We start from the raw sequence: 16,173 nt of genomic DNA, 5'->3' as shown, positions 1-16,173 counted from the left end.
TAGGGCATGCATATTGCCACCTGGAACGTCAACTCGGTACGCACCCGCGCCGAGCGCGTCGCGGCCTTCCTCGAACGCCAGGATGTCGATGTCCTGGCCATGCAGGAAACCAAGGTCGTCGACGATAAGTTCCCCGCCTCGGTGTTCCAGTCGGCGGGCTACGAGGTGGCGCACGTGGGGTACTCGCAGTGGAACGGGGTGGCCATCGCCTCGCGCGTGGGCCTCGACGACGTGCGTGATTCCTTCGCCCGCCAGCCCGGCTTTGCCAAGAACGGCCGGCCGGAGGTCGAGGCCCGCGCGATCGGCGCGACGTGCGGCGGCGTCGACGTGTGGAGCCTGTACGTGCCCAACGGCCGCGCGATCGGCGACCCGCACTACGACTACAAGCTGGAGTTTCTCTACAGCCTGCGCGACGCCGTCGACGCCGCGGCGCCCGCGGTGTACTGCGGCGACTACAACATCGCGCCGACGGATAGCGATGTCTGGGATATCTCCTGGTTCGAGGGCAAGACGCACGTCACGGAGCCGGAGCGCGCCGCCTTCCAGATGCTGCTCGAGGCCGGGCTGACCCAGGTGACGCACCCGGACCCCTACTCGTTCTGGGACTACAAGGCCATGCGCTTTCAGAAGAACGAGGGCATGTTGATCGATTTTCAGCTGGTGACGGCGCCGATGGGGCGTCGAGTAGCAAAGGCGTGGGTGGATGTCGAGGAGCGCCGCGGCACCGGCGCCAGCGACCACGCGCCCGTCATCGCCGACTACGACACCCGCTCGCTTTCGCTTGACGACGTCCGATGAGCCTCGACCTCGACTTTTCCTATCTGCAGCTTGCGATGATGGTGCTGGACTACGGCATCAAGTTCGTCATGATCGGCGTCGTGCCGTCCAACCGGCGCCCCTCCAGCGCGAACGCGTGGCTGCTGCTCATCCTGCTGCTGCCCGTCGTGGGCCTGCCGCTGTACCTGCTCATGGGCTCGACCTTTGTGTCGCGGCGCCGCCACGGCATCCAGCAGCGGGCGAAGGCGGAGGTGGACAACGTGCATTCCCGCGTGCCCGACTTCCCTCCCGGGGCACTGCACGCCGACGAGATTGAGACGATGGTGCGGCTCAACCGCACGCTCACCGGCTTCCCCGCCCTCCACGCCCACGTGCGGCGCCTGTGGACGGACTACGAGATGACGATGACGCGCATCGCCGAGCTTATCGAGTCCTCCGAGCACTACGTCAACATCGAAATCTACGCCGTGGCCTGGGACGACACCACCACCCGCGTGTTCGAGGCCATCGAGCGCGCCATCGAGCGCGGGGTCCACGTGCGCCTGCTGTACGACCACATCGGCTCCCGCAAGTACCCCGGCTACCGCCGCTTCATGCGCCGCCTCGACGCGATCGGCGTGGACCATTACCGCATGCTGCCCCTCGATCCGCTGCGCGGGCGCTGGCGCCGCCCCGACCTGCGCAACCACCGCAAAATCATCGTCGTCGACGGCCGCGTGGGCATGATCGGTAGCTTCAACCTCATCGACCGCTCCTACCTCAAGCGCAACCACGTGCGCGCCGGCCGCCAATGGATCGACGCCTTCGTCGAGCTCGAGGGGCCCATCATCACGTCGCTGGAATCCATGTTCGCCGTGGACTGGTACACCGAGTCCGGTGAGATCATCGCGCTCGAGCCGCCGGCCGAGAAAAGCGCGAGCGCCGCCGAGCTCCATGTGGTGCAGCTCGTGCCGTCCGGGCCCGGCTACCACGCCGAGCCGAACCTGCGCATGTTCACCACCCTCATCCACCGCGCCCGCGAGCGCCTCATCTTGTGCTCGCCCTACTTCGTCCCCGACGACACGCTTCTCGACGCCGTGAGCACCGCCTGCCACCGAGGCGTCCGCGTGGACCTCCTCGTCGGCGAGCGCGCCGACCAGTTCATGGTGCACCACGCGCAGTCCTCCTACTACGAGCAGCTCCTCGAGGCCGGCGTGCGTATCTGGGAGTTTCCCGCCCCCTACATCCTGCACACCAAGTTCGTCCTCGCGGACCCGGGCCGGGAGACCTCCGTCGGCGTCATCGGGTCCTCGAACATGGACATGCGCTCGTTCACGCTGAACTACGAAAGCTCCCTGTTCATCGCGCACGGGCCGCTGTTGGGGCAGATCGACGAGCTCGCCCAGGCCTACTTGGCCGTCTCCCGCCCGCTGACGCTCGAGCGGTGGGGAAAGCGGCCCTGGTACCGGCGCTACATTGACAACGTGATGAAGCTGACCTCGGCGCTGCAGTAAGCGGCAGCAAGCGGCAGCAAGCGGGCGCGCAACACGGCCGCGACGACGCGGTGGGTCCTGGCCGCGCCCGAGGCACGAAAAAGCCACCCGGGGTTGCCGGGTGGCTGTTTTCTGTGTTCCGCTAGGCGGTTACTGCCTTAGAACTTGGGCAGGAACTGCTGGATGTGCGGGAAGATGGCAGCGATGATGCCGCCGATGACCGCGAGGACACCGACGATGATGCCAGCGGTGCCCAGGCCCGGGTTGGAGCTGCCGGGAACGGAGCTGCCGGGAGGGGTCGGGTTCTCGCCCGCCGGAGGGTTGCCAGGCTTGCCGTTGTCGTCGGTGATCTTGTCCAGAGCGTCGATCAGGCGGTCGGCATCGCTCGGAGCGTTGTAGTCCGGCTTAGCAGCACCCCAACGATCCGGGTAGTCGGTGCGGTACTTCTTGTCCAGCAGGCGGACGGTCTCGACGGGGTTCACCCACTCCTGGCCGGCGTCGGCGTTCGTGACCGCAGCCTGCGCAGCAGCCTCGAGGTCGAGGTTCCACCTGTTCTGGTTGCCCACGGTCGAGCCGTTGTTGGAGTTGAACAGCAGGTTGAAGTACTCGGTGCGGAGGGTGCGCTCCTCGTTGCTCAGCAGGGTGTCCTTGTTGTACAGGTCGACCCAGCGAGCGGCGGTGCTGTAGTAGGCCACGAGGAGGCGTGCGGCGCGGACGTTCTCCTGAGCATTCGTAAACGCTTCGCGGACCACAGCGACGTTGCGGTCGTTGGCATCGGCGGTCAGCTCGTTCGCGCGCTTCCACAGCTTGTTGCGGTCATCCCAGCCGTCGAGGAAGGTGAAGAGCTGCTTAGCAACCTGGGACACGGCCTTGGACTGGTCCAGCTCCTCCTCGGTGCCCTCGTCGGTGCGCTGGTAGCCAGTCACAGTGTCGACCAGTTCGTAGACCTTCTGGCGGGAGTCGGGGCTGGTCGAGATGTCGAAGATCTGCTCGATGTAGTTCTCGTCGCCCGGCTTCGCGGTAACGACATCGAGGGCGTCAATCTTCTCGATGATGTCCGCCGGAGCCTTCACACGAACGGCGAGGTCGCGGAGCTCCTGGCGCTCTGCCGCGGTGAGGGTGGTGGCATCGGCGTACGCCCTCCATGCATCGTTGGCCTTCTTGATCTGCTCCTCAATGTCCTTCAGCGTGACGTTGATGTCGTTGAGGTTCTTCACGGAAGCGGTGAGCAGCGCGGTGGCTTGCTGCTCCTTGGCGTCGAACTTGGCCTTGGTCTCGGCCTCGATCGGAAGGCTCTCTGCGAACGGACGGACGGGAAGGAACACGTGGGCCTTGATGGCGGCCTCGTTCTTGTTAGCGTCGTCGCGCAGCTTGTTAGCCGCGAGGACCTCGCCCACCGGCGGCTGGTTCTGCTGGTTCTCGCCAGCACCCGGCTTGGAGCCGTCCTCGACGTTGTGGCCAGTGCCGCCCTGCTGAGCGTAGGCCGGGACAGCGAGACCAGAAACACCGGTTGCTACTGCGATTGCACCGGCGAGAGCGGCGGTGCGAACACGGTTCTTGAACATGTGAACACTCCTGGAGAGTGAACTAGCCCCCGAAAGTTGGACTGGTTTAATTCTAGGCGGTTAGGGTTTCCAGGGTCTGATTCCGGTATTGCATCGGGGTCAGGCCCTTGAGTCGTTGTTGGAGTCGTTGCGTGTTGTACCACTGGATGTACTCGTCGAGCGCGGCGGTGAATTGCTCAATGGTGTCGAAGACTTCTCCGTGGAACATTTCGGTTTTCAGGTGGCCGAAGAAGTTCTCCATGACTGCGTTGTCGTAGCAATTGCCTTTGCGTGACATTGACTGGACTCCATGGTGCTGGCTAATCAGGGTGCGCCAGGATGAGTGCTGGTACTGGAATCCTTGATCGGTGTGGATCATCCAGCCCGGCTCTGGAGCACACGCTTCGATCGCCTGCGCCAACGAGGCCGAGGTCAACGCTGTGGTTGGCGATGTGGCCACTGTGTGGGCGACGATTGCGCGGTCGAACAGGTCCATCACCGGTGAGAGATACACCTTGCGGCCGGCGACCTTGAACTCGGTGACGTCGCTGACGAAAACAGAGTTGGGCTTATCCGGGGTGAAGTTGCGCTCGAGTGTGTTCTCGGCGATGTGACTGGTTGTGCCTGTGTAGGAGATGTAGGGCCTGCGCTGGCGGATCTTGGCCTTCAAGCCCATCTCACGCATGAGCTTTAAGACAAGTTTGTGGTTAACTATCCAGCCCTGGTTACGAAGGTCGAGCAGTACCCGCCGGTAGCCGTAGCGGTGTTTGTTGCGCTCGAAACTGTCCCGGATCGCCTGTTTGAGCTCGGCATGTTTATCCGGTGCGGTGAGTCGTTTCTGGTGGTAGAAGAATGTCGAGCGTGCCATGCCGGCCGCATCCAGGAGGTACTCCAAGCGGTGGTGTGACTTGAGGATGACGATCGCCTGGGCTTTTAGGCGTGTCCCTGGTTCCTCAAGTCCCGCAATTTTTTTAAGTAGGCGATTTCCGCTTCCAGCCGTTCAACCTGGCAGCGAAGCTTTTCTTCCTCAGAAAGCACCTTCGGTTTGCCTGAACCTTTCGGCCTGCCCTTCGGCTTCGGGCGCAGAGCCTCGTCGCCGCCTTTGCGCCACTTAATCACCCAGTCCTTGACGAGTTGATCGGATGAAAGATTGAACTCTCGGGCAAGATCCATCTTCGACTCACCGGCCAGATGACGTTCCACAACCTCCTTCTTCGTCTCGAAGGAGTAGCGCTGCTTGTTCGGTTTCTCCACGAGACATAGCCTGCCACGCAGTTGGAAACGGCGATAGAGGCAGCGCGCTGCATCCCTCGAGACACCGACAACACGAGAAGCGGCGTGGGAACCCATTCCCTGCTCAAAAAGGTCGACTAACTGCTCACGCTGAACTTCACTCAGCGAACTACGTGCTCTCAAAGAACATGCTCCCCACTAGTTGTTAGCAACTGATTTCTCAGTCCAACTAATGGGGAGCAGTTCAGAGTAGAAGGGGGCATCTGGCCCAGACAGGTCGTCTTGACCAAAACTTAACCGGAACTACGACGATCCGAGATTGGCTCTTTGGTAGTTCTCAATCTCTTTATCAGCTCCGTTGGCCAGTACGTTACGAGCGCTCCAATGTTGCTGCAAGTCTTTTCGTATCCAAATGGAAGCACTTAACTATTAGTTAACCTGGGCATTTACCGATTCCCCGCCCCGCGGGACACGTTCACCCCGTCGCGTCCGTGACCGATCGGCCCGTTTTGTACGCACTAAAGACCCGGCGCGGTCCACGCAATCTGTAGCAGCGGTTCTTTCACCTGCGTGTTCGCCGTCGATAAATAACTATTTTTAAGTCATTTCTTATACACGCGTCCCAGGTATCAATACCTACGCATGCGTAACATTAGGTTCACGTGATATTTTCCTCGATCTCTGCGAAAATAACTGCTCTGGCGGGCCCTCCAACGGCGTTATACCGAACCCGTACAGGCCGATGGCATAGCAACGTGGAGGCGGGAGACACCCACCCCGAACCGGACGCTCGGGGGCCTCACATCGGACCCACGGGCCGACGCAGCCCCGACGACGCCGCCGCGCCACAGAAAAAGGCCACGCCAGCGGTTTCGCTAGCGTGGCCTACACAGGGTGGCGGGAGGGCGCCCTACACGTCGCGCCTTTCCAGCAGCACGATGCCGATCACCCACAGCGCCGCCGCCCAGGCGGCGAACACTCCGAAGGACTGCCACACGGTGAAGTCAGCGTGAGGGGCGTTGAAGGCAAAGGCGTAGAGGTTGGCAAAGGGCATGTACGGCGACAGCGCGTCTCCGACGCGGGGGATGAGGCTGACGAGCGCCTCGAGGACGAACTGCAGACCGAAGGCGAGCGTGACGGCGCCGGCGGTGTTGCGCACGATCCAGCCGAGGCCTTGGACCATAAGGACAAGCACGGCGGCCGTCAGCGGCAGCGCCCACAGCGCGCGCGTAGTGGCGGGGTTATTCGTCCAGTCGGCGGCGTTAAACGCCAACGCGTCGCCGATAGTGAAGGACACCACGAGTGTCACCACCGCCAGCAGCGCCGCGATGAGCGCATACAGCACGAGCTTCGTCGCGCCGACGGCCCACCGCGTGGGCGTGAGGCGGTACGTCGTGGCGGGGACGCCGAAGCGGTACTCGGTGGTCACCGTCATGGCCGCCTGGACGGTGAGGATGACCACGGCGATGAGCGTCACCGTCATGACAACGCTCAGCGGCACGTAGACCAGCCCGAATTCCGAGTCGGCGGAGGCCATCATGGCGGTGATCGCGGCGGGAACGGCGATGATCAGCCCGCTTGTCCACCACAGAGAGGCGGTGGTGCGCAGCTTGGTCCATTCGGAGGCGAAAAGGTTAAGCATTGTTGTCCTCCAGGGCAGAGTACTGGGCGTGGCCTTCGGTGGAGTGCAGGTAGGCGTCCTCGAGGGAGCCGCGGCGCTCGCTGAGCTCGGCAAGCTGGACACCGTGGCGGTAGGCCACGGCGCCGATCTCGTCGCTCGTGCGGCCCTCGATGGTGACCTTGGGGCGCCCCGCGTGGTCCGCGCCGCGGGTAAAGGCGATGCCCTCGGCGGACAGCGCCGCCTCGAGCGCGTCCGTGGAGGTAGGGCGCACGACAGCGGCGACCGCCGAGTTCGACGCGATGAACTCGTCGACGCTCGTATCGGCCACGAGCTTGCCGCGTCCGATGACCACGAGGCGATCGGCGGTCTGCGCCATCTCCGCCAGCAGGTGGGAGGACACGAGGATCGTGCGGCCTTCCTCGGCCAGCCTGCGCAGCAGCGAGCGCACCCACCGGATGCCCTCGGGGTCGAGGCCGTTGATCGGCTCGTCGAGGATGAGCACCTCCGGATCGCCCAGCATCGCCGAGGCGATGCCCAGGCGCTGGCCCATGCCCAAGGAGAACCCACCGACCTTCTTGCCCGCGACATCGCTCAGGCCCACCAGCTCGAGGACCTCGTCGACGCGGGAGGCGGGCAGCCCCGCCGCGCGCGCCTGCCACAGCAGCGTGTTGCGCGCCGTGCGGTTCGGGTGCACGCCCTTCGCGTCGAGGAGGGCGCCGACCCGGCGCGCGGGCTGTGAGAGGTCGCGGTAGGGGGAGCCGTCGATAAGCGCAGTGCCCGAGGTTGGCCTGTCCAGGCCGAGCATCATGCGCATCGTGGTGGATTTGCCGGAGCCGTTGGGGCCCAAAAATCCGGTGACCACTCCGGGGTTAACGGTAAAGGTGAGGCCGTCAACTGCCCGGACCTCACCGTAGACTTTTGTCAGGTCGCGCACTTCAATCATGCGTCTTAGTATGCACGAGCAACCTGCCCAGAGAGGCTTCGAATCCCGGGTGCAGGGGCAACGAACGCACATCATCAATGGGCACCCACCGCAAATCCTCGCTCTCGGCGTTCGGAGTGACCTCGATCGGCTGCCCCGTCGTCGTCGCGGCGAGGACCGTCGTGTAGGTCCACCCCGACTCGAACGGCCCCGCCGTCACGAGCGCGTCGCGCACCCGCACCAGGCTGGTGTCAATGTCGCACTCCTCCACCGCCTCGCGCAGCGCGGCCTCCGCAACCGTCTCGTGTGAATCGCGCGCGCCGCCCGGCAGACCCCACGTATTGCCCTGCGCCGTCCACGGAGCCCGGTGCTGCAGCAAGACAGAGTCGCCTGCCTGCAAAAACAGCCCCGCGGCGCCGAAGCGCCCCCACAGCCTCAGCCCGTTCGGTCCGTCGACCCAGCCGTTTCCGTCTCCTTCCATATCCCCCACAATAGGCAAAACCCTCCGGCGGCCGGGAACCCACGATATTCTTGGCTGTTATGCGCGAGGCGAGGACCACCCAACGCGGCCGCGGCACCGCGACATCCGCGGCGCGCCCCGCCCCGGACTCCGCCTCGGGTTCTGCTCCGGGCTCCGCGGGTTTTGCTTCGGAGGCGGGTTCTGCGGCGGGCGGGGACGAGTGGCTCGACAGCTTCGAGGAGCGGCCCGAAAACCGCGGGGCCCGCTCCTTCGTCGCCGACACGTTTACCGGCCCGCTGCGCTGGGTGCGCCGCGTGCTCGACTTCGCCGCCACCACCCCGGGCCGCATCATCGCGATGATGCTCGTGCTCACCCTCGCCCTCGTCGCCGCCGGCTGGGCCATGAGCTACTCCATGGCGCAGCGCCAGCAGGCTCTCAACGTCGTCGTCGACGCCACCGAGCCGATGAGCAACTCGGCGCACGTGCTCTACACCTCGTTGTCGCAGGCGGACACCGTCTCCACCACCGGGTTCATCTCCCCGGGGATGGTGGCCCAGCAGGACATGCACCTCTACCTCGCCTCCCTCGACCGCGCGATCGTCGCCGCCAACGAGATCCTCGAGGGCGCCGTCGACGCCAGCTCCGGCGACACCCGCGACGACGTGCGCGACTTGGTCACCCAGATACAGCGCGACGTGCCGCTCTACGCCGGCATCATGGAGCGCGCGAAAACCAACCAGCGGATGGGCAACCCCGTCGGCGTGGCCTACATGTCCCAGGCCTCGGGCCTCATGCGCGAGCGCATGCTCGACGACGCCTCCACGCTCTTTCGCATCAGCCGCGAGCAGGTGGCCACCCAGATGGACCGGCTCTCCTCGCCCCAGTGGGTGCCGCTGTCCGGGCTTGCCGCCGCCCTCATCTTCCTCGTGCTCGCGCAATATTATCTGTGGCGCGTGTTCCGCCGCCGCCTGAACAAGGGCTTCCTCGTGGCCAGCGCGCTCATGGTCGTCGCCATCGCGTGGGTCGGCGGCTCCAACTACGCCGCGTGGCGCTCCGGCTCCGTCGGCTTCGAGATGGCCTCGAACCCCTGGCAGGAGCTCACGGCCGCGCGTATCGACGCCCAAGAGACCCGCACCGACGAAATCTTCGCGCTCCTGCGCCGCCAAAGCGTCGACGAGTCCGAAACCTCCTTCTCCGCCACCTACGCCTCGGTCTCCAGCGCCCTCGACGCGGCCTCCGAAAACGCCGACCCCTACCTCGTCCAGTCCGGCCGCGACGCGCTCGACGCGTGGCGCGACGCCCACCGCGACCTCGTGGACACCCTCAACGAGGGCCGCTTCGACCACGCCATCGACATCCTCACCGACACCTCCCGCACGGCCGACACCACCTCCTCCGCGCTGGCCTACGCGCAGCTGGACTCGGTGTTTTCCGAGCTGATCCAGCAGACGCGCGCCGACATGCGCGAGTACATCGGCGCCTCGCTCGACGCCACCCGCGCCGTCTCCGGCGCGGTGGCCGTGCTGACCTTCCTGTCCATCCTGGCCATCTGGCTGGGCATCCGCCGCCGGCTGAGGGAGTACCTGTGATGAAGCGACTCGCCGCCCTCGCGTGCGCCGGCTCCCTCGCGCTCGCCGCCTGCGCTCCCACAGCCCCGCCGATTCCGCCCGCCGACCCGCCGCTGGTGTACTCGGGCCTGCCGCTGCCCGTCGGGGCGCAACTCGACCCGGCCGGCGTCGACCCGGCCAGCCCCTTCGTCGACGACTCCTTCTGGGAGGGCTCGCTGCGCCCCGACGACGCCACCCCCGAGGAGCGCATCCCCGAGATCCTGCAGCGCGGGCGCATCGTCGTCGGCGTGGACCAGTCCCAGTACCTGCTGTCCTACCGCGACACAGCCGTCGGCGACCTGCGTGGCTTCGAAATCGACCTGGCGCACGAAATCGCCCGCGACATCTTCGGCGACCCCGACCGGGTGGACTTCCGCTTCGTGGAATCGGGCCGGCGCGTCGCCGCCCTCGAAGAGGGCGACGTGGACATCATCGTGCGCACCATGTCGATCACCCCGGAGCGCGCGAAAAACTCCGACTTTTCCGTGCCCTACCTCGCCAGCGCCGTGCGCCTGCTCACCCCCCTCAACAGCGAGATCACCACCATCGCCGACGCCGCCGAGAACACCATCTGCGTCGTCGACGGCTCGAACCTCCTCGAGCTCGCCCGCACAGTCGCCCCCGAATCTGGGATCCTGCGCACACGCTCCTGGGCGGACTGCCTCATGGCCACCCAGCAGTACCAGGCTGACGCCGTGCTGTCGGACGACGCCATCCTCGCCGGCATGACCGCCCAAGACCCCCATACACGCGTGCTCGACGAGACCTACGGCATGCAGAACTACGCCGTCGGCGTCCGCCGCGGCCGCGACGGGCTCGTGCGCCAGGTCAACGAGACCATCGAACGCATCGAACACGACGGCACCTGGCAGCGCATGCGGGCGGACTGGCTCGCCGACGCCCTGACCAGCCCAGCGCCGCCCCCGGCGCGCTACCGGGAGGAGCCCGTGCAGGACCCCGTGGAGGAAAGCAATGGCTGACGCACACCACCCCGAACCCACCGAAGCCGTCGAGTTCGACCCCTTCGCCGACGACGACACAGACGACACCGAGGCCGTCGAGTTCGACCCCTTCGCCGACGACGACACAGACGACACCGACGCGCACCCCGTCGACAGCGGCCCCAGCGAGGAGTACGCCGGGCTCGGCGACATCGCCGGCCTGCTCAAGGACCTGGACAAGCTGCGCGAAGGCTCCGCGAACGAGAACTCCTCGCAGCGCTCCCGCCGCAAGGCGCTGGACACCTTCCGCGAGCTGCGCGGCGCCAAGCGCGCCTCCCGCACCGTCGCCGACGGCATGGTCGAGCTGCCGTGGGTCGCCCCGGGCGAGCCGCGCGACGCGCTCATCGACCCGCTGCACGCCCACTCCACCAAGGGCGTGCCTCTGCCGCAGCTCCACCCCGGCGACATCGTGGCCAGCCAGTACGAGGTGATGGGCGTCATCGCCCACGGCGGCATGGGGTGGATCTACCTCGCCCACGACCACCACGTGGCCGGCCGCGTCGTCGTGCTCAAGGGCCTGCACTCCACCAAGAACGCCGACGAGACCGCCGCCGCGGCCGCCGAGCGCGAGTTCCTCGCCGACATCACCCACCCCGGCATTGTCAAGATCTTCAACTTCATCGACGACCCGCGCGTGCCCGGCGGCTTCATCGTCATGGAGTACGTCGGCGGCCCCTCGCTGCGCGAGCGCCGCAACGCCGAAGCACAACACCTCCTGCCCATCGACGTGGCCATCGCCTACATCCTCGAGGTCCTGCCCGCGCTGGGCTACCTGCACTCGCGCGGCGTGGTCTACAACGACCTCAAGCCCGACAACATCATCGTCACCGAGGACCAGGTCAAGCTCATCGACCTCGGCGCCGTCTCCGGCATCGGCGCCTTCGGCTACATCTACGGCACCAAGGGCTTTCAGGCACCGGAGGTGGCGTCCGAGGGGCCGTCGATAAGCAGCGATATCTATACCGTCGGCCGCACGCTGGCCTCCCTCGTCGTCGACCTGCCGCGCGAGGACGGCGTCTACGCGCCCGGCATCCCCTCCCCCACCCGCGAGCCGACGTTCCGCCGCTACCTGTCGCTGTACCGCCTGCTGCTGCGCTGCTGCCACCCCGACCCCGCGAAGCGCTTCGCCAACGTCACCGAGCTCGAGGGCCAACTCCTCGGCGTGCTGCGCGAATGCCTGGCCATCCGCGACGGCGTGACGTACCCAGCGCAGCACTCCCTGTTCTCCCCGCAGCGCACGACCTTTGGCACCAAGCACCTGGTCTTTCGCACCGACCAGCTGATCGACGGCATCTCCCGCACCGTCGAAATCACCCCCCAAGAGGTCTTTTCCGCGCTGCCTTCCCCGCTCATTGACCGCGCCGACGTCGGCGCCTCCATGATCCAAGGCACCTCCTACCAGGAGCCCCAGGAAACCCTGGAAAACCTGCGCCAGGCCATGCAGACACCGCAGTACGAAGAGTCGACGGAGATCCCCTTCGGCGTCGTGCGCGCCATGCTCGACATGGGCCTGACCTACCAGGCTCGCAGCTGGCTCGCCTCGCTCAGCGACAAACTCACCGCCAACTGGCGCTACGCCTGGTACTCCGGCGTGATCAACATGCTGCTCGGCGACTACGCCGAGGCCCAACGCGACTTCACCACCGTCTTGTCCCACGTCCCCGGCGAGGCCGCCCCCAAGCTCGCCATCGCCGCCGTCGACGAGCTCATCTGCCAGCAGATCGCCCCGCGCGGCACGGACTTGCTTCTCGACGACATCGCCCGCGCCAGCACCGGCATCCGCACCAACCTCGCCGACCTGCCCAACAGCGTCTTCGAAGACTGGGAAGAACGCGGTATGCTCACCCCCGAGTGGCTGCTCATCACCGACGACCCCGCCATCCTGCGCTACAACTCCCTGCGCCTCTACGCCCTCGTCTGGCAAACCAACCCGGCCACCGTCTCCGCCGCCTTCGGGCTCGCGCGCCTGCTCATGGCCGAATCCGAAGTCGAGCTCGCCGTCGCCGCCCTCGACCGCGTCCCCCAGTCCTCCCGCCACCACCGCATGGCACGGCTGACCACCATCCTCGACCTCGTCTCCGCCTCCCTCACCGAATCCCGCATCCGCCGCGCCGCCCGCCGCCTCGAAGAGATCCCGAGCAACGAACCGCGCTTCCTGCAGATCAAGGTGTACGTCCTGCGCGCCGGGCTGACCTTCCTGCGCGACGCCGACGTGGAAAAAGCAGCGTCGGACCACAACCTCTTCGAATACCCCTTCACCGTCCACGGGCTGCGCAGCGGCATCGCCACCACACTGCGCGAACAAGCCCGCGTTGCCCCCTACGCCCACCACCGCTACGCGCTCGTGGACATGGCCAACAAGGTGCGCCCCTCCACCTGGTTCTGACCCTGCGTCAGCGCGATCGCCTCACGCACCCACCGCACCAGATCGCCGTTGCTCACATCCTCCCAGCTGGCGCGGATGAGCACCTTGTCACCGTGCATCGCCCAACGCTCGCGCTCGCGTTCCTCGCGCGTCACGCCCTTCCAGTCGTCGGCCCATTTGCACTTCCCGTCGGCCCCCACCGCGATGACATCGTTGATCACCATGTCGTGCCTGCCCACCTTTGGCTCCCCCCACGACGTGACGTACCGGAACGGAACCTGCTGCTCAAGCTTCACCAACCCCGGGATCTCCGCCACTAGGATGTTGTCGCGTGCTTGCGTCTCCAGCGGGCTCTCGCTCAACGGGCTGGCGTACTCCACCAACTCCCGGAACTCCTTAATTGTTTTCGCCCTGGGCAACACAGCCACCCACCTCAGCAGCTCGTCCTTTTCCACCCCGTTGATCTGCAGCGCCGACTCCACCGCCACCAACGCCTCCGCCCGGCCGTAGTAGCGGTACGTATCAAACAGCGCCATCGCCAGCGACGTCATCATCACCGAGCCACGCTCCCTGACGTGCTGCGGCGTCAGCATACCGCTGCGATACACCACCCCCTGCGGCCACAACGCGCGGGACTTCGCTCGTGTTGTCCCCTCCAGCACGAGGTCGATGCTGTCAACCCACGACAACGTCTTCACCCCCATCAACCGCAACGCCGCCGGCCCTGTAAGCACCGCTTTGCGCCTGTACCTGGTGTAGAGGTACATGATCCTCTCGAATTCTTTTTCCCCGAGTTCACTCTCATGCACTCTGTCTAGCAGCCCCCGTGGGGTGCGCGCGCGAAATGCTCACTGCACTGTGGATAACGCTGTTCACGTAGTGCTGTTATCCACAGTTTCGGTGGGGCGGGTTTGAACTGGCCCCCGAAAGTTGGACTGGTTTAATTCTAGGCGGTTAGGGTTTCAAGGGTCTGATTCCGGTATTGCATCGGGGTCAGGCCCTTGAGTCGTTGTTGGAGTCGTTGCGTGTTGTACCACTGGATGTACTCGTCGACCGCGGCGGTGAATTGCTCGATGGTGTCGAAGACTTCTCCGTGGAACATTTCGGTTTTCAGGTGGCCGAAGAAGTTCTCCATGACTGCGTTGTCGTAGCAATTGCCTTTGCGTGACATTGACTGGACTCCATGGTGCTGGCTAATCAGGGTGCGCCAGGATGAGTGCTGGTATTGGAATCCTTGATCGGTGTGGATCATCCAGCCCGGCTTTGGAGCACACGCTTCGATCGCCTGCGCCAACGAGGCCGAGGTCAAGGCTGTGGTTGGCGATGTGGCCACTGTGTGGGCGACGATTGCGCGGTCGAACAGGTCCATCACCGGTGAGAGATACACCTTGCGGCCGGCGACCTTGAACTCGGTGACGTCGCTGACGAAAACAGAGTTGGGTTTATCCGGGGTGAAGTTGCGCTCGAGTGTGTTCTCGGCGATGTGACTGGTTGTGCCTGTGTAGGAGATGTAGGGCCTGCGCTGGCGGATCTTGGCTTTCAAGCCCATCTCACGCATGAGCTTTAAGACAAGTTTGTGGTTGACTATCCAACCTTGGTTACGAAGGTCGAGCAGTACCCGCCGGTAGCCGTAGCGGTGTTTGTTGCGCTTAAAACTGTCCCGGATCGCCTGTTTGAGGGTCAAGTCCACGGTGGTGGTGTATCTGCCTTCCGATATGAACAAGCAGGATGACGGTGTCAGGGCCGTCACGAGCTCGGTGCTGGCGTGGGCTCATGCAACTCCTGAGTGGATTCGCCGGCATCAATGACGGTGGCTGTCATCATCGTCTTGGTCTGTTCCAGGCTGGTTAGCGACATGTAGCGTTTCTGCTGGATCCAATCATCGTGTTGCTCGGCGAGTACCGCCCCGACCAGACGCACGACGGCGTCGCGGTTGGGGAAGATCCCCACGACGTCGGTGCGACGTCTGATCTCCCGGTTGAGCCTTTCAGTGGGTTGTTTGACCACACCTTCGTCCACACCGCTTCGGCGCGTTCGTAAACGCCAGCAGGTCGTCCAAGGATTCCTCCAGGTAATCCGCCACATGGGGGAACTTCTGCTGGCAAAACTCAATGACGTCTCGGGCCTGGTCCCACACGGCCTGGGCGTCGGGTTGTTGGAAGATCGTGTGAAACATCGCCGACAATGTCGGCCACTGGGTTTTCGGCACCATCGATGACAGATTCTTCGCGAAATGGGTGCGGCACCGCTGCCAGGATGCGTTGGTAGGCAGTCACCCACAGCGGCTTGGATCCTAGGTGGGCGTCGCTGGTGACCAGGTACACCTGATCCAGGCCCGGGCTTTCAGGTCGCGGAAGAACCCGGTCCACGACGCGGCCGATTCGGCGGTGGCGACCTGCATACCAAGCAACTCCCGGTACCCGTCGGCGTTAACCCCGGTGGCCAGCAGCACGCTGGTTTTGACGACGCGCCCGCCTTCACGCACCTTCATCGTCAGCGCGTCGCAGGAAACATAGAGGTAGGGCCGGTGTCCAACGGGCGGGTGCGGAAGTCTTCGACCATCACGTCGAGTTCTTTGGCCATGGTAGACACCTGTGACTTCGACAGGTTGGTGATCCCGAGGGTGGCGACAAGGTCGTTCATGCGGCGGGTGGAGACCCCCTTGAGGTAGCAGGTGCTACGACGGTGGCCAGGGCGCGTTCTGCTCGTGAGCGCGCTCCAACAACCAGTCGGGGAAGAATGATCCGTGGCGAAGTTTCGGGATTCTCACGTCGATGGTGCCCACGCGTGTGTCCAGGTCGCGGTGGCGGTAGCCGTTTCGGTGGTTGGTGCGGGTGTCGCTGACTGTGGCGTAGTCGGCCCCGCAGATGCTGTCTGCTTGGGTGGAGAGGATCTGGTTGATGAAGTCCTGCAGCATCTGACGCATCAGATCCGGGGATGCTTGGGCGAGCAGCTCATCAAGGTAGGCGGTCGGGTCGATATGATTGGTCCAGCGGTCATCGCGTTGGTTCCTTTCGAGGAGATGTTGGAATTGATTCGAAAGGTACTGCGGTGGCCGCCTCACACGTTCATGAGGTCCCTCACCGACAGTCACAGGTACACCACGCTAGCGGACGCAACCTGTTTGAGCTCGGCATGTTTATCCGGTGCGGTGAGTCGTTTCTGGTGGTA

The 16,173-nt window shown here is 64.9% G+C and carries 12 protein-coding genes and 3 pseudogenes; 5 read left to right on the top strand and 10 right to left on the bottom strand.

The window, feature by feature from the left end:
• Positions 1-6 precede the first annotated feature (6 nt).
• Entirely contained in the window at positions 7-798 is a 792-nt protein-coding gene (locus tag BLT81_RS00070) for an exodeoxyribonuclease III (RefSeq protein ID WP_019195184.1), read from the top strand.
• Positions 795-2,270 (top strand): cardiolipin synthase, encoded by a 1,476-nt coding sequence (gene cls, locus BLT81_RS00065; RefSeq protein WP_019195185.1) that lies wholly within the window; start codon positions 795-797, stop codon positions 2,268-2,270. The genes BLT81_RS00070 and cls overlap by 4 nt, the downstream gene beginning before the upstream one ends.
• Positions 2,271-2,407: 137 nt before the next feature.
• On the opposite strand, the gene BLT81_RS00060 is transcribed toward cls, so the two are convergent.
• The 5 genes and pseudogenes from BLT81_RS00060 to BLT81_RS00035 form a co-directional block, all read right to left on the bottom strand.
• Entirely contained in the window at positions 2,408-3,814 is a 1,407-nt protein-coding gene (locus BLT81_RS00060) for an MCP four helix bundle domain-containing protein (protein WP_019195186.1), read from the bottom strand.
• Between the two features lie 52 nt (positions 3,815-3,866).
• Positions 3,867-5,154, bottom strand: a pseudogene (locus tag BLT81_RS00055) (IS3 family transposase).
• Between the two features lie 782 nt (positions 5,155-5,936).
• The gene (locus tag BLT81_RS00045) at positions 5,937-6,668 is read right to left on the bottom strand and encodes an ABC transporter permease (RefSeq protein WP_019195187.1); all 732 of its coding nucleotides are present in this window, start codon (positions 6,666-6,668) and stop codon (positions 5,937-5,939) included.
• Positions 6,661-7,590: an ABC transporter ATP-binding protein gene (locus BLT81_RS00040; RefSeq protein ID WP_019195188.1), complete on the bottom strand. Its 930-nt coding sequence runs from the start codon at positions 7,588-7,590 to the stop codon at positions 6,661-6,663. Before BLT81_RS00040 ends, BLT81_RS00045 begins: the two co-directional genes overlap by 8 nt.
• Positions 7,583-8,050 (bottom strand): NUDIX domain-containing protein, encoded by a 468-nt coding sequence (locus BLT81_RS00035; RefSeq protein ID WP_040421940.1) that lies wholly within the window; start codon positions 8,048-8,050, stop codon positions 7,583-7,585. Before BLT81_RS00035 ends, BLT81_RS00040 begins: the two co-directional genes overlap by 8 nt.
• 59 nt (positions 8,051-8,109) lie before the next feature.
• On the opposite strand from BLT81_RS00035, the gene BLT81_RS00030 reads away from it, so the two are divergent.
• Genes BLT81_RS00030 through BLT81_RS00020 form a run of 3 tightly spaced genes read left to right on the top strand, consistent with a single transcriptional unit; the run spans position 8,110 to position 13,023 of the window.
• Positions 8,110-9,618 (top strand): hypothetical protein, encoded by a 1,509-nt coding sequence (locus BLT81_RS00030; protein ID WP_019195190.1) that lies wholly within the window; start codon positions 8,110-8,112, stop codon positions 9,616-9,618.
• A complete protein-coding gene (locus BLT81_RS00025) occupies positions 9,618-10,616 on the top strand; it encodes a transporter substrate-binding domain-containing protein (protein ID WP_019195191.1) in 999 nt (332 codons plus the stop codon). The genes BLT81_RS00030 and BLT81_RS00025 overlap by 1 nt, the downstream gene beginning before the upstream one ends.
• Entirely contained in the window at positions 10,609-13,023 is a 2,415-nt protein-coding gene (locus tag BLT81_RS00020; protein ID WP_019195192.1) for a serine/threonine protein kinase, read from the top strand. Before BLT81_RS00025 ends, BLT81_RS00020 begins: the two co-directional genes overlap by 8 nt.
• Here the strand turns inward: BLT81_RS00020 and BLT81_RS00015 are convergent.
• The 5 genes and pseudogenes from BLT81_RS00015 to BLT81_RS13305 form a co-directional block, all read right to left on the bottom strand.
• Positions 12,972-13,769, bottom strand: a complete 798-nt coding sequence (locus BLT81_RS00015; RefSeq protein WP_019195193.1) for a hypothetical protein — start codon at positions 13,767-13,769, stop codon at positions 12,972-12,974. The genes BLT81_RS00020 and BLT81_RS00015 overlap by 52 nt on opposite strands.
• Positions 13,770-13,948: 179 nt before the next feature.
• Positions 13,949-14,686, bottom strand: a pseudogene (locus BLT81_RS00010) (IS3 family transposase); the annotation flags it as partial.
• Positions 14,687-14,748: 62 nt separating this feature from the next.
• A complete protein-coding gene (locus BLT81_RS13315; RefSeq protein ID WP_414835980.1) occupies positions 14,749-15,009 on the bottom strand; it encodes a transposase in 261 nt (86 codons plus the stop codon).
• Positions 14,990-15,645: pseudogene (locus tag BLT81_RS13310) on the bottom strand (IS256 family transposase). The gene BLT81_RS13315 and the pseudogene BLT81_RS13310 overlap by 20 nt, the downstream one beginning before the upstream one ends.
• Before the next feature lie 34 nt (positions 15,646-15,679).
• Entirely contained in the window at positions 15,680-16,066 is a 387-nt protein-coding gene (locus BLT81_RS13305; RefSeq protein ID WP_414835979.1) for a transposase, read from the bottom strand.
• Positions 16,067-16,173: the final 107 nt, after the last annotated feature.

The sequence above is a fragment of the Corynebacterium timonense genome, assembly GCF_900105305.1.
GTDB classification, from domain to species: Bacteria; Actinomycetota; Actinomycetes; order Mycobacteriales; family Mycobacteriaceae; genus Corynebacterium; species Corynebacterium timonense.
This window is presented reverse-complemented; position numbering and strand designations above follow the sequence as displayed.

Coding starts and splice junctions, on each gene's coding strand:
- BLT81_RS00040 (WP_019195188.1), bottom strand. CDS start 7,590: ATGATTGAAGTGCGCGACCTGACAAAAGTCTACGGTGAGGTCCGGGCA.
- BLT81_RS00070 (WP_019195184.1), top strand. CDS start 7: ATGCATATTGCCACCTGGAACGTCAACTCGGTACGCACCCGCGCCGAG.
- BLT81_RS00035 (WP_040421940.1), bottom strand. CDS start 8,050: ATGGAAGGAGACGGAAACGGCTGGGTCGACGGACCGAACGGGCTGAGG.
- BLT81_RS00020 (WP_019195192.1), top strand. CDS start 10,609: ATGGCTGACGCACACCACCCCGAACCCACCGAAGCCGTCGAGTTCGAC.
- BLT81_RS00060 (WP_019195186.1), bottom strand. CDS start 3,814: ATGTTCAAGAACCGTGTTCGCACCGCCGCTCTCGCCGGTGCAATCGCA.
- BLT81_RS00045 (WP_019195187.1), bottom strand. CDS start 6,668: ATGCTTAACCTTTTCGCCTCCGAATGGACCAAGCTGCGCACCACCGCC.
- BLT81_RS00015 (WP_019195193.1), bottom strand. CDS start 13,769: ATGTACCTCTACACCAGGTACAGGCGCAAAGCGGTGCTTACAGGGCCG.
- cls (WP_019195185.1), top strand. CDS start 795: ATGAGCCTCGACCTCGACTTTTCCTATCTGCAGCTTGCGATGATGGTG.
- BLT81_RS00025 (WP_019195191.1), top strand. CDS start 9,618: ATGAAGCGACTCGCCGCCCTCGCGTGCGCCGGCTCCCTCGCGCTCGCC.
- BLT81_RS00030 (WP_019195190.1), top strand. CDS start 8,110: ATGCGCGAGGCGAGGACCACCCAACGCGGCCGCGGCACCGCGACATCC.